This window comes from Sediminibacillus halophilus (genome assembly GCF_900103695.1).
In the GTDB taxonomy this organism is placed as follows: domain Bacteria; phylum Bacillota; class Bacilli; order Bacillales; family Amphibacillaceae; genus Sediminibacillus; species Sediminibacillus halophilus.
The window spans coordinates 237,361-250,841 of record NZ_FNHF01000003.1; the positions used below are offsets into that span (position 1 = coordinate 237,361).

The following is a 13,481-nucleotide window of genomic DNA, read 5'->3' on the forward strand; positions in this document are numbered from 1 at the left end:
CTGCTTTTTAACAAGATTCGCTTGGCGTATGTTCATGCTACCCTTAAGATTCCAGTTGCTTGTCGCCCGCCTTTTCCATGTATTCCCATTAAGGAGAAATACCTGTTTTTTTGAAGTGAAAAATTGTAGTTGCTAGCGTGGGCAGAAAATGAAGCGCAAAAAATATCCATTTTTCCGGAGCGATGGAAAAAAACAAAACTTTTGACCTGGGTCTGAAGGGGTATAGTATATGTAAGCGATTACGAAATTAGGAGGAATCAGGATGAAATTGTTAGCGATTACTTCTTGCCCAAATGGCATAGCCCATACGTACATGGCGGCGGAAAATCTGCAAAAAGCTGCTGATGAATTGGGCGTAGACATCAAAGTGGAAACACAAGGTTCCATTGGAGTGGAAAATGAATTTAGTGAACAGGACATAGTGGAGGCGGATGGCATCATCATCGCCGCAGATAAGACAGTAGAAAAAGATCGGTTCTCCGGAAAAAAATTGCTGGTGGTAGGCGTGCAGGAAGGAATACGCCAGCCGAAGCAGTTAATCAACAAGGTCATTAGCGGAGATGTGCCGGTGTATCAGGGACAAGCCGATACTCAAAGGGAAAATCCACAGAAAAAGAAGGACAAGGAAAATCCGATTTACCGCCATTTGATGAACGGTGTTTCCTATATGATTCCGTTTATCGTGGTCGGTGGTCTGTTGATTGCAATTGCCCTGTCGTTAGGCGGACAGCAGACGCCGGAGGGCATCCAGATACCGGAAGGATCGTTCTGGAAAACAATTGAAAGCATCGGAGGCGCCTCGTTTACATTCATGGTACCGATTTTGGCCGGTTTCATTGCGTTCAGTATAGCTGATCGTCCCGGACTTGCACCTGGTATTATCGGTGGTTATATTGCAGCTAATGGCAGTTTTTACAATAGTGAAGCGGGTGCCGGTTTTCTCGGCGGTATCATTGCCGGCTTCCTGGCAGGATATGTTGCGTTATGGATTAAAAAGCTGAAAGTTCCAAAAGCAGTCCAGCCAATCATGCCGATTATCATTATTCCAGTCTTTTCAGCAATTATTGTAGGTTTGGCTTTTGTATACATTATTGGCGGACCGGTGGCACAAGTATTTGAATCACTGACCTCCTGGCTGGCAGGCATGCAAGGAACCAGTTCCATCCTGTTGGCATTGATTTTAGGGGCGATGATTTCGTTTGATATGGGCGGACCGGTAAATAAGGTAGCATTCTTGTTCGGTTCAGCTATGATTGGGGAAGGAAACTATGAAATCATGGGGCCGATCGCCGCAGCAATCGCCATCCCGCCAATCGGACTTGGCCTGGCTACCTTCCTGTTCAAACAGAAGTTCCAAAAAACTGAAATTGAAACAGGAAAGGCTTCCTTTACGATGGGATTGTTCGGTATTACCGAAGGTGCGATACCATTTGCCGCTCAAGATCCGCTAAGGGTCATCCCGAGCATCATGGTCGGTTCCATGGCTGGTTCCGTCATCGCGATGCTTGGCAATGTAGGGGACAGGGTTGCCCATGGCGGGCCGATCGTCGGCGTCCTTGGCGCAGTGGACAATGTCATCATGTTTTTCGTGGCAATCATTGTCGGGGCCATAGTGACAGCACTGATGATCAAGCTGGTTAAAAAAGATGTAACAGACCAGCTGACACCAGCTGGCGGTGAAGAAGATGTTTATGCAGAAGATGCGGCTGAACAATTAGCGATGGACAATCAACAAACGAATGCAGAAACGGCTGATACAGAAACAGAACAGCCTGAAGCTAAATCGCTGGATGAAATCAACAAACTGACCGATATCACGAGTCCCGAGTTGATCGATATCGATTTGCAGGGAAACACGCAAGATGAAGTGATGGATGAGCTGATCGGGAAATTGGATGCCAATGGGTTATTGACTTCAGCGCAAGAACTCAAGCAGAAAATCATCGAACGGGAACAAGAAAGTACAACCGGAATTGGCATGAACATCGCTATTCCGCACGGAAAATCCAATGCCGTTAAACGACCAAGTGTTGTTTTCGGGATGAAACCGGACGGTGTCGATTGGAACAGTATGGATGGTACGACTGCCAAACTGATTTTCCTAATTGCCGTACCGGAACAGGCAGAAGGGAATGCCCATTTGAAAATCCTGCAGATGCTGTCCCGCAAACTGATGGATGAAAACTATCGCGAGCAGCTGCTGCAAGTTCAGACGAAAGAAGAAGCTTACAAGTTGCTACAGCAGGTGCAATAGGGTTAAGTAAATATTAAAGGCATCTCAACAACACGCTTGGAAATATAGCCAGGCGTGTTGTTTTTATGTGATTTTATTGCTAACGTTCTCGCTTCTCGACAAATAACAAAATCAGTGTGGCCAGTGGACCCAATAGAAGAGAAAGTAAAAACCAATTTAGCCCTGTCCTGTTCTTCCCTTGGGCAAGTCCGGCATTTATCAATGCTAGTGTTCCCCAGCCTACAACATATTGATTATCCATCTCTACCCTCCCTTTAGCATGAAAATCATTAAAAAATGTCTAACTTCTTTTCTTCCCCATTTCTAAAATAAAGGTGACAACTTTAGTTGCTCTTTTTCATAGGTAGTATCGGATCTTCTTCACTATACCTGGAGTAGTTCCACCCTTCATTTGATACATCTGTACACTTCTCATCAGTACAAGTGAATATGTAAGATTCTTTCTCGGTTTGAACATAAATCTCATAATGAAACATAGAAGATGGGTCAGCCACATTGAATCGACTAACTCCTTGTTCAATTGCATAAACTTTTTCTTTAGAGGCTATATCTTGATATTGATCACTTTCCAGTACCATTTTGGTCATTTCCGCTAAAATCTGTAGGTCGTCTGAATCCGGAGTATAGGTGCTTTTCATATAACTAGAAATGCCTAAGTAGAGATTTAAGACTAAACTGATGAAAAACAAGAAGAAGAAAAGGATGAGCATCGGCTTCTTTTTCACTTATATACCTCACTTCTAGTAAATAATGTTCCCTTACTTACAAAAAACCTTAAGAGCATGAGAAAATGCCTCTCATTCTTCAACCAATCAGTCTGCTAATTAAGAAGAGGCTGCTTCCTGTGCGTCAGATAGACACTATTAATTTCCTCCATTCATTAAGAGAATTCGTTCTTTGTTTAATATTAACATAAAATTACAAATGTCCTTTAGCCCATATAGCAAATATCCCCCTCCGTTGCGTTTTCTGCAGGCATGTGGAAAGTGCAGTGTCTTGTCGGAGCAATGCGAAGCTCATTCCACAAAAGCATAATGGTGGTCTAGTATAAGGAGCTTGCCGGTATACGGAAATCAAAAAACCGAACGAATTCGAATGATTAGTATTACGAATACGCTCGGTTGCTTTTGGTATCACGCTGTTTTCCCCAGCCTCTATTCCAGGTCTACTATGGCCATTACTTCTTCATGCCTTATACTTTGCAGTTTGCTCCTCCAATTCCTCTGCCAGGCGAGAAAGTTCACCGGCGTTTGCGGAAACCTCTTCCATAGCACTGGTGGACTGCTGGGCAGAAGCGGAAACCTGTTCAATGCCTGCAGCCGATTCTTCCGACACTGCTGCGATTTCTTGAATCGATTCATTCATGCTGTTGCTGTTTTCGGCAATGTCCCGAAGGTTTGCGGAAATATCCTGGATTCTTTCCACCATATTTCGGACAGATTGATCGATATCGCCAAACGTTTCTCCAGTAGCCCCGATTTGACGTGATCCTTCTTCGACTTCCTTATACCCCGATTCCAATGAGGCTGCAACGCTGCTGGATTCATGCTGGATGTTGCCGACTATATCCGTAATATCCCCAACAGAGTTAGAGACTTGTTCGGCCAGCTTTCGCACTTCATTGGCTACAACGGCAAATCCTTTGCCGTGCTCCCCGGCACGGGCTGCTTCGATAGCGGCATTCAGTGACAACAAGTTGGTTTGTTCTGCTATATCATTGATCACATTGATCAGCTTGGAGATTTGCTGGGACTGGGCGTCCAGTCCTTGTACTTTTGATACCGCCTCCTTGACGATACCTTCGATGTTTTTCATCTGACTAACCGATTTTTCCATCATAGAGCTTCCATTCTTTGTCATATCTAGGACATCATCAGAGGTGCCAGCAATTTGCTCGCCATTTTCATGCGCTTGGTTGATTTTGGTCATGAAATCCGACATCATTTCCGATAACTCGGTAGAACTGTTGGCCTGTGTTTCAGCTCCTGAGGTTAATTCCTGCATCGTGGAAGCAATCTGCTGGCTTCCTTCCTTCACCTCATCTGCCGATCTGGTCAACTGGGAGCTTTGACCGGAAACCGCAGTGGTTGCTTCGGTTACGTTACGTATAATCGAACGAAGGCTCTCTTTCATTTCATTGACTGATTGAGAAAGTTGTCCGATTTCATTTGTGCTGTCGTGTCTTAAATCTACTGATAAATCCCCTTCTTCGACTGTTTTCATTTTTTCCCGAAGGGTCTTGATCGGGCGTGTTATCCGGCCTGCTATCAACCAGGTTAACAGAGCAGACAATAGCAGGACGACAAGAATACTGATGGCAATCGGTATGAGAATCGGCTGTGATTTTTTCGCTAATTCCGCTTTGTCCACCGTGCCGAGAATGATCCAGTTCAAGCGTTCATTCAGCGTGTACCCGGCTGTCTTCTCGGCTTCCTCCCAGGAAAAATCAACCGCTCCAGAACGCTTGTCTTGCTCACTTATTTGCTGGTAAAAGGATTCACCGGACATGTCCTCGCCGATATAGGACTCATCCGGATGGACGACAAACTTGCCGGATTGATCCATGATGGCCGCGTAGCCGGAATCGCCGATTTCCACAGTATTGATCATATCTAGTATCGCCTGCATATTGATATCAAGCGATAAAACGCCTACTGTCCCTGTTTCGGCTTCCACCGTTTTGGCGGCACTGACGACCAGCTCTCCGGTGTCGGCATCGATATATGGCTCTGTCCAGATAACCTCGCCGATATTTTCCGTTGCTTCCTGGTACCATGGCCTTGTTCTCGGATCATAATCATCCGGCAAATCCAATTCAGGGGCAGTCAACATTTCCCCTTCTTTTTCGGTACCGAGGTAAGCAGTCTGTATCGCTTCATCGGAAGAAGAAATATTCGTCAAGGTTTCCATCAAGTCACTTCGTTGTTCGTCGAAATGCGTCAATTCATTTTGTTCGACATAATGGTTGATGACTTGTTCCTGGCCCTGAAAAAAGGTTTCAAAGGATTCGTTCAGTACATTTGTCTGGCTTTCGATACTGTTGGTCAATTCATCTGTTGTCAATGATGCGCTAAAAGTATAGCTGATATAGCCTATTGCCCCCCCGGCGGCCAATATCAAGGTGATCAGCGGAATCAGGATCTGCCGCTGTAAGCTTTTGGAGAAAAAGCCACCCTTGTTTTTTTCTCTTTTTCTGTCTGTTGTCATGTGTATACCCCCATCGTAGTTAGTGTCCGCTCCGTCCCTTTCAAAAATTGGCTCCATCTCTGTGGTATAAATCAGGAGTTCTACTTTTTCTATCGTCAAAATATTCATAATTATTTATACTTATAGAAAAGAAATTTTCAATATCCTAGATAGAAGGGTTGCCTGATGAAGATGAAAGACAAGATACCGTTCCTGCTTGTCATAGGTGGAGCAATGCTTTGGGGTACGACCGGGACAGCGCAGACATTTGCGCCGGAAACGGCACACCCTGTGGCGGTGGGGGCTATCCGGCTTGCTGTAGGGGGCATTACACTTCTTCTGTTATTGTTGGTGTTTGATAGAAAGGGCAGTTCCTTGCGAGGATTTTCTTCAAAGCAGACGCTACCTGCAGTGATTAGTATGGCTTGTTATCAACCGCTGTTTTTTTCCGCGGTGACAATGACGGGTGTGGCAGTCGGGACAGTAACGGCGATAGGAAGTGCCCCTATTTTGGCGGGAATTTTGGAAGTGGTTGTTTATCGAAAAAAACAGACTATCCGTTGGGGAATCGCTACCTTGTTGGCAGTTTCAGGATGTATATTATTATTTGTGAACACTGGCACAGTGACAGTCCGGCCGCTCGGAGTACTGCTCGCAGTTGGTGCCGGCTTATCCTTTGCTGTCTATTCATTGACGAGTAAACAGCTAATGGAAAACCGTTCCGCACTGTCGGTAACCGCTGTTATTTTTACTGGGAGTGCGTTGCTCCTTGCTCCGCTGCTGTTTTTATTTGATATGACATGGATAATGCATTGGCAAGGAATGGCTGTGAGTTTGCATCTCGGAATCGCTGCAACCAGTGCGGCTTATCTTCTGTTTTCACTCGGTTTACGGGGGATACATTCTTCCACAGCGGTCACGTTATCATTGGCAGAGCCGCTTACCGCAGCTGTATTGGGTGTGTTTTTGGTCGGGGAAACCCTAACTGCTATTTCCTGGTTCGGCATGATCGTCCTTTTGAGTGGGATGGTTGTATTAACCGTGGGGACCCAAATGGAAAAAAGCAGTGAGAAAGAAATCCTCCTGCATTCTAGTGAATGATTGGTTGCAATTTGCTGGTCTCTTCTTCTTTCAGCGAAATGTGCAGCTGTAATTGATGATTAATGGTGGCAAGAAAGACTGACTCCGGTCCGGGAATATTTTGCGCTGCTAACTGATTCAGCAGCCAGTCCTGATCGACCTGGAATTTTTCCAGAACGGAATGATAAATCTTTCCTTCCATGACGACTGGATAAGCAATACTGGCTATTTGCCGGGAAAAGCCCATGTCTTCCCGTGTGACCGTGTTTTTTTGTGATTGTTTCAATACACTGAGGGAACCGTTTGCCTCGATGACAGCTGTCTCCACTTCCGATATATCAAAAACATTTTTTTCCCGGAGCATCTGCAGGACATTGTCGATGGAATAATGGATTTTTTTCATATTTCCTCTCAGCAGCTTCCCGTCCTGTATGACGATTGTCGGTTCAAAGGTTACCAGTTTGCCGAACTTTCGACTTGATAGCTTCCACTTGGCTACAAGGCGCTGCAGTACTGCAATTCCCAGTATGGCGACAACGGTTGGCAGATGCTCGATACCGGGATCAGCGATATCTGCTCCGACAACCGCTCCTATCGTAAGGACGATTAAAAAGTCGAATACAGGCAGTTCTCCGATGGCGCGTTTTCCCATGAATAAGGTAATGATCAATAATAAAGGCAGGATAGTGGCTATTCGAAACAGGACGAGCAAGGCATCCTTGAAAAAATCGGCCATGAATCGTTCACACCTTTTCGGTAAAATTAAGTTACACTCTTACTTAAATTGGCTTGCTTATTCATTCTTTATACAGAAGCAGGATAGAATTGGCTTTATCTATCAAGCCAGATATTGCAAAATAGAAAGATAATCAGAAGCAGGAGGGGATAGCATGGATACATATAATCAATATGATGCAGTCGGGTTGGCTGAATTGGTAAAACAAAAGCAAGTGAAGCCGCAGGAACTTCTGGAGGCTGCCTTTCAACGGTTGGAGGAAGTGAATCCTGCATTAAACGCCGTGATTCGCTCTCGTAAAGACAAGGTCTTCAAAGAAGCGGAACAGGTTGATATTGACTCTCAGTGCTTTGCCGGAGTGCCGATGGCATTGAAAGATATTTCCCAGGCAATGGAGGGAGAACCTTTGACGGCCGGCTCTCGTTTATTGCGTAACAACATTGCAAAAAGGGACTCCAATTTAGTGGCGCGCCTTCGCAATGCTGGTTTTTTATTTGTTGGACAAACCAACACACCCGAATTTGGACTGAAAAATATATCTGAGCCAGAAATATATGGAGCGACAAAGAATCCGTGGAAAGTGAACCATTCATCGGGCGGATCAAGCGGTGGTTCGGCAGCCGCTGTTGCATCCGGTATCGTACCCGTTGCTGGTGCGAGTGATGGCGGGGGATCCATTCGAATTCCGGCCTCCTTTACCGGGTTATTCGGATTAAAACCGACAAGAGGAAGAACGCCGGTCGGCCCGGGGAATGGGCGGCAGTGGCAAGGAGCTTCAATCGACTTTGCGTTGTCCCGTTCCGTTCGGGACAGTGCTGCGCTGCTTGATTTGCTCCAGACCTTTCAACAGGAAGCTGCATTCCATATCCCGCTATATGAAGGCAGTTACTTAAAGGATATGCAAAAACCTTTAAGGAAGAAATACCGGATTGCTTATACGACGGCTTCGCCGGTAGGAACTCCTGTAAGTAAAGAGGCTGAGACTGCTGTACATAAAGTGGTGAGCTGGCTGGAGGAACAAGGTCATGAGGTAGAAGAGATGGAAGCTCCCATAGACGGTATCAGGCTGATGGAAAACTACTATATCATGAACAGTGGAGAAATTTCTGCGATGATGGCTAGTATGGAGAGAGCGTTGGACAGCCCGGTGACATTTGATGACATGGAGATTGTCTCCTGGGTCTTATACCGGGCGGGTCAGAACGTGACGGCAGCTGAATATTCCCGCAGTCTGGCTGAATGGGACGCTGCCGCAGCGGCTATGGCTGATTTTCATAAACGATACGATTTCTATATCACTCCGGCCAATGCTCATCCGGCACCGGAGAATGGGGAACTTACTCATACTGTGGAAGAAATCGAGCAATTGCTGATGGTGGACAGTGTCAGCAAACGAAGGCAGCAGGAGATGGTTTATGAAATGTTTGAACCGAGTTTGACATATACACCACATACGCAGCTGGCCAATTTGACCGGGCAGCCGGCGATGACAGTGCCTGTGCACTTGTCTGACAGCGGCCTGCCGATGGGAGTCCAGTTCATTGCTCCAAAAGGATGGGAAGTTCTATTACTGCAGTTAGCCGGTCAACTGGAGAAAACGGATTTTTGGCTGGATACCGAAGCAGCTGCAATCAACCGAAAATGATATTTTTGTTTAGGATCCACGGAAAAAAGGAAAATTACCAACAACAAAGGAGGATCCGTGTATGGGAAAATGGATTAAAAGGTTGATTAAGTGGGGACCGATGGTTTACCCACTCATTCGAAAGTTCAGGAACAACCGCCGCAATGCCGGCCGATAGTAGTGGGAGACAATCTGAAGAGACTGGGACAAAAGCATCGTGACCAAAACAAAAACCGAACGATTCGTTCGGTTTTTTTGATTGGAAAAAAGGATACCGTTCTACCCTTCTCTTATGAACAGTAACTATCCACTTCAGCAAGGCACTTCGCTTTCCGCGGGCACGGCTTCAGCTAACTTGGCAAAGAATGCTGCTTTCCCAAGTGGATCTTCAGCTCGCGATCATCCGGCTGGAGTCTGCGTATCTTGCCTCCTTTGAATGGAGATAGTTTCTCATCTGGCGTGATTTCGTGTTGTCGATAGCCGTTACGGGGAGAAAGTTAAGCCGCATGGAAACCAGTTCGCACCATCCAATTTCAGAAGAATAAAGGAGCACCCCATGCTATTTCTCGTCTTCGTAACTATTTAGATACCTATCAGCCAATAGAAAAATACAGTTCACTTCATCTTGTCTTTATTATGTGGAAATCAGACCACGCGAATGGAAGATACGAAGCACGCATCAGACAAAAGAGTTACCATGCTTTTGTCCCGACCTCTTTGTCTGGCGATGTTTTTCCGCAGCTGTTTCGCTAGAAATAAATATGAAAAGTCGACCGGAAAAACTACTTATTGGAAATGGATGTTCACTAGTAGGTGCGGCACTTATTAACTGTTCACTAATCATTTGAATTGGCGTTCTCTGTTGGTTCAAACGAAAACTCGACTTCCTCGTGTTTCCGTTTATATTTAATATGGAGATTATATCCTTCAAAATACCAGGCATCCGACTCTTCCACAAAGAAAGTAATGCCTAATGATTCGGTGTGAAAAACGGGATCCTTTGGCTGCTCGATTGCCAGGGCAAGAGAAAATCCCCTGTGCAAGCCGCCATGGCCGCCGTATCTCGCATAAAATCGAACGGCATCTCCATCCGATAAATCCAGTTCCTTTATGTACCATTTTGCTGCAGGTTGAGTTATGGAAATCATGTTTGTTCCTCCTTGTCCCTTTTACTATATCAAAAAAACCCCTCTCTTCACTATTTCCGCAACAGAGCGACAAAAAATAGACACAAAAAAGCCGGCGATAGAGCCGGCTTTTCTCGTTGATTACTTATAGATCAATACGTTTCCTACAGTTCCATCCGTACTTTCTCCAATAATACGGAACTTCAATCCCTCTGTAGGAACATTACGTCCTGCATCTGGCAATCCTGGATTGCTGTAATCGGCACTGTCATCGAACAGTGGACGACGTTTCGTATGGTTATCTGTCAATGTTACACCGAGTGTCTCGGTATAATCAAGGAACATTTTACTGGACTTGTGCAGGCTGAATGCGGCGTCGTTCAGCTGATAGCGGGTATCCGCCACCGAACCGTCACTCCAGTAGTTTGTATGCTGGTCGGCATCAACTACGCCCAGGAATCCTTCACCAGGGTGTACGCCAGTCCAGTTTTCACTATAGGAGTTATCGACATACCAGACCATGAGCCCTTCGTCAAAACTCATCAGGCTTGCACCTCTGCGAATGTGAGCCAGTCCTTCATCCACGCCATTATGGGTTCTCCACTCAAGCAGGTAATAATTTTCTGAATAGAACTTTCCTTCATCCTTTACAAATCCATCCAGTGTAAACGGAGAGTCACCCTCCGCATCGTCTTCTACCACTGCAGTTCCGTCTGCAGCGACCGTGATGTCATCCACATAGAAGCCAGGCAGCGCCACAGCGACGTCTGTCCAGTAATTTAATTCTACTTCCACCTCTTGGCCGGCATAGCTGGACAAGTCGAAGCTGGCATCAACCCATCCATCGGAATTGCCCGTAATCCCGTATCCAGGATTCTGCCCATTTGGATCCTCTGTGGTAGTGATGTTTCCTTCGATTGATTCACCGTTTACTTTTACGGAAGCATAATCCCAATCTGATTCAATGTTATACCAGGTTTTAAAGTTTAATTCTGCACTGGATGCTCCGGTTAAGTCGACACTCAACGTCATGGAGTTATCCAGATTGTTGCCGCTGCCGCTAAAGTACTCGTATTGACCGCTGGCAGGCTTGTTTACTTCAGTTGCTTTATCCGGAAGGTCAATTCTAACGGCATCGTTGTTTGTCCCTTTTGTGACCCCTTCATCGAGCAGGATGCTCGTACCATCACTGGTAATTTCATCCGCGTTCAAGGTCGTTCCGCTTAGCCAGTTGCCACCATGCTCTGCCTGTAAGTATTCTTTTGCATATGGACTGAAACCACTAGGTTCTGTGCCTGGTACGTCTCCTGCCCAGCTGCCGCTTGACATGATCGACCAGTAAGAAACTGGCTCACCCGCTCCAGTGTATTGGGTATCATATTCATCCGGCAGGCCAAGGTCATGGCCGTATTCATGTGCGAATACGCCGGCAGCTCCATCTTCTGGCTCGATGGTATAGTCATAGGCTGCCAACTGTCCACCAAAACGAGGGCTGTCTGAGCTTGCACCAGGAACAGCGACCAGGTTGCCAAGATTCCAGCGGTGCGACCAGATTGCATCTGCTCCCAGGTTGCCTCCGCCAGCTTCTTCACCAACACCCGCGTGGATGACCATCAAATGGTCGATAATTCCATCCGGCTCATGGTAGACGCCGTCACCGTCATAGTCATCGCGGTCCCATTGGTCGTATTCTGACAAATTGACGTTCGGGTCTTGCGCAGCCTTGCTCAATGCTTCATAGACTAATTCACGTGGACGGGCATCGCTGCCATCTGGTGTAGGGTAATTTCCGCCATAGTAAGCCGCCTCATGATCGGCTGTGTACCAGCCGGCTACCGTTCCGTCCACTGTATAACTTCCACCGGACTGCTGCTCATAGTATTGTTTCATAGAGACAAGATTCTCTCCATTTGGTCCTTCATAGCCATTTTCTCCAAAAATCATGTCTTGAAAGTGATCATGGGTATAATTTTCATAGAACATATCGGTTTCATCTTCCGTGATCGAACTTTTTTCATAATCTGGGAAGTCGATGGCAAGAACCAACACTTTGTCTTCCCGCACAGAGCCGTCATACGATTCTTCCTCGACACTGCCGACTTTATTTTTCTTGGCTATGCCAAGCTTGTTTCCTTTCCCATTAGTCAACGAATTATTGCTTTTGTTATCATTTAAGACATCTTTTTTGTTTACTTCTGAGTCAGGCGTTTCCTCTTTAGGAGCACCTTTTGCTTTTGCCTTCAAAAAACGGTTTAATGCTTCTTGAGCCTCCTCCGCTGTGGCATCCGCAGCAATTTTCCCCTCTTCTTTCAACATCTCGATCAGCTTCTCATCATTGGCGATTCCCAGATCAACCGGTGAACCGACTTGAGCCGTAGGAACCTTAGGACTTAACGATTCTGCTTGTGCTTTTTGAACCGGTGATAGAGCACCTACAGTCAAGGTACTCAACCCTAAAGCCATCGCCATAGCAGTTGAAGCAATTTTTCGTTTGTTCAAAAAAACTCCCCCTCGCAATTTTCTGAATATTTACAATCTATAAAATACCATAAAATCCTAGTAGATTACTATAAATAACACGTAAGTTTCTATAAAATGGTAATATTTACCCGGGTTTGTGTGGTCTGGGTGGGTAAATAGTAGTGTGTTTTTCAAATGAATTTTGCAAATTCTAAAGAAATGGGAGAATGACGGCTCTATTACTGGGGAGAAGGATAAAAATTTTCATGAAATGGTTGAGGTATGAAAATTATTTCGGTAAGCTTTCTTTATAGAGTTTTTTGAAAGGGGATTGTATGCTGAACAGAATGATGAAGTGGGCCTGCGCGGCGCTTATTACTGGTGGATTTGGTATATTGAGTATAATGAGTTTAGAAATATTCGATTATATAAAATATACACCAACCCCCGTAGTGGAAAATTCTTATGCTTCCCCTGCAGAAATCCAGGGCAATCACGAGAAGTCCGCTGAGGAACTAGCTGAAAAAACACAGTCGGAAAAGGAAGAACTGACAAAAGAAAATCATTTTGGACGAAGCACAGAGGACAAAAAGGTCGACATAGAAAACAATTATGTTTCCATTCATAACGAACCAGGACTGGCGATACATAATGCTCACCAATCCATTGACAATTTTCGTAATGGAAATATTAGGGTGAAAGGTTTGTCTGATGGGACAGCAGAAGAAGGGTTTGTAACGTCTATCATCAGTAAAGAAATACATACCATCAGAGGATATGGATATGCGGAAGATGATATGACCGAAGCATTGCAGCTTCTTGATAGATACACGGAAAGCAGAGACGAAGTAGAGAAAGAGAAAGCCCTCCAAGCGCTTGATGCCATCTTCTATAAGTTAGATAGGAAACACAATGCTTGGGACAATCACAATAAAACGGTATTACCATAATAATGAAGGCAAGGATCGTATCCCTGCCTTTTTCTATAGCAGCTTCTCTGAAAGAAGATATTTT

At 45.4% G+C, this 13,481-nt stretch carries 10 protein-coding genes; 4 read left to right on the top strand and 6 right to left on the bottom strand.

Translation table 11 applies throughout. The features are described 5' to 3' along the window. Positions 1-262 precede the first annotated feature (262 nt). Positions 263-2,254 (top strand): PTS fructose transporter subunit IIABC, encoded by a 1,992-nt coding sequence (locus BLR82_RS11705; protein ID WP_074599558.1) that lies wholly within the window; start codon positions 263-265, stop codon positions 2,252-2,254. Between the two features lie 79 nt (positions 2,255-2,333). On the opposite strand, the gene BLR82_RS21050 is transcribed toward BLR82_RS11705, so the two are convergent. From BLR82_RS21050 to BLR82_RS20595, 3 genes are all read right to left on the bottom strand, one after another. Beyond that, a complete protein-coding gene (locus tag BLR82_RS21050; RefSeq protein WP_175486797.1) occupies positions 2,334-2,495 on the bottom strand; it encodes a hypothetical protein in 162 nt (53 codons plus the stop codon). A gap of 82 nt (positions 2,496-2,577) precedes the next feature. Then, a complete protein-coding gene (locus BLR82_RS11710) occupies positions 2,578-2,979 on the bottom strand; it encodes a hypothetical protein (protein WP_074599560.1) in 402 nt (133 codons plus the stop codon). A 460-nt stretch (positions 2,980-3,439) separates the two neighbouring features. Beyond that, complete coding sequence (locus tag BLR82_RS20595) at positions 3,440-5,461, bottom strand: methyl-accepting chemotaxis protein (RefSeq protein ID WP_175486798.1); 2,022 nt, start codon at positions 5,459-5,461, stop codon at positions 3,440-3,442. Positions 5,462-5,632: 171 nt separating this feature from the next. Here BLR82_RS20595 and BLR82_RS11725 point away from each other — a divergent pair, with 171 nt between their 5' ends. Then, positions 5,633-6,541 carry a DMT family transporter gene (locus tag BLR82_RS11725; protein ID WP_074600065.1) on the top strand — a complete coding sequence of 303 codons (909 nt, stop codon included), beginning with the start codon at positions 5,633-5,635 and terminating at the stop codon, positions 6,539-6,541. Here BLR82_RS11725 and BLR82_RS11730 read toward each other — a convergent pair. Next, positions 6,531-7,256, bottom strand: coding sequence for a DUF421 domain-containing protein (locus tag BLR82_RS11730; RefSeq protein ID WP_074599562.1), 726 nt, complete (start codon positions 7,254-7,256; stop codon positions 6,531-6,533). The two genes, BLR82_RS11725 and BLR82_RS11730, sit on opposite strands and share 11 nt — an antisense overlap. A 154-nt stretch (positions 7,257-7,410) precedes the next feature. Here BLR82_RS11730 and BLR82_RS11735 point away from each other — a divergent pair, with 154 nt between their 5' ends. After that, on the top strand, positions 7,411-8,901 hold the full coding sequence (locus BLR82_RS11735; protein WP_074599564.1) for an amidase: 1,491 nt from the start codon (positions 7,411-7,413) through the stop codon (positions 8,899-8,901). Between the two features lie 815 nt (positions 8,902-9,716). Here BLR82_RS11735 and BLR82_RS11740 read toward each other — a convergent pair. Continuing rightward, entirely contained in the window at positions 9,717-10,028 is a 312-nt protein-coding gene (locus BLR82_RS11740; protein ID WP_074599566.1) for a HesB/YadR/YfhF family protein, read from the bottom strand. A 120-nt stretch (positions 10,029-10,148) separates the two neighbouring features. Further along, entirely contained in the window at positions 10,149-12,506 is a 2,358-nt protein-coding gene (locus BLR82_RS11745) for an immune inhibitor A domain-containing protein (protein ID WP_425440897.1), read from the bottom strand. Positions 12,507-12,802: 296 nt separating this feature from the next. Here BLR82_RS11745 and BLR82_RS11750 point away from each other — a divergent pair, with 296 nt between their 5' ends. Beyond that, on the top strand, positions 12,803-13,417 hold the full coding sequence (locus BLR82_RS11750; RefSeq protein ID WP_074599568.1) for a hypothetical protein: 615 nt from the start codon (positions 12,803-12,805) through the stop codon (positions 13,415-13,417). Positions 13,418-13,481 lie beyond the last annotated feature (64 nt).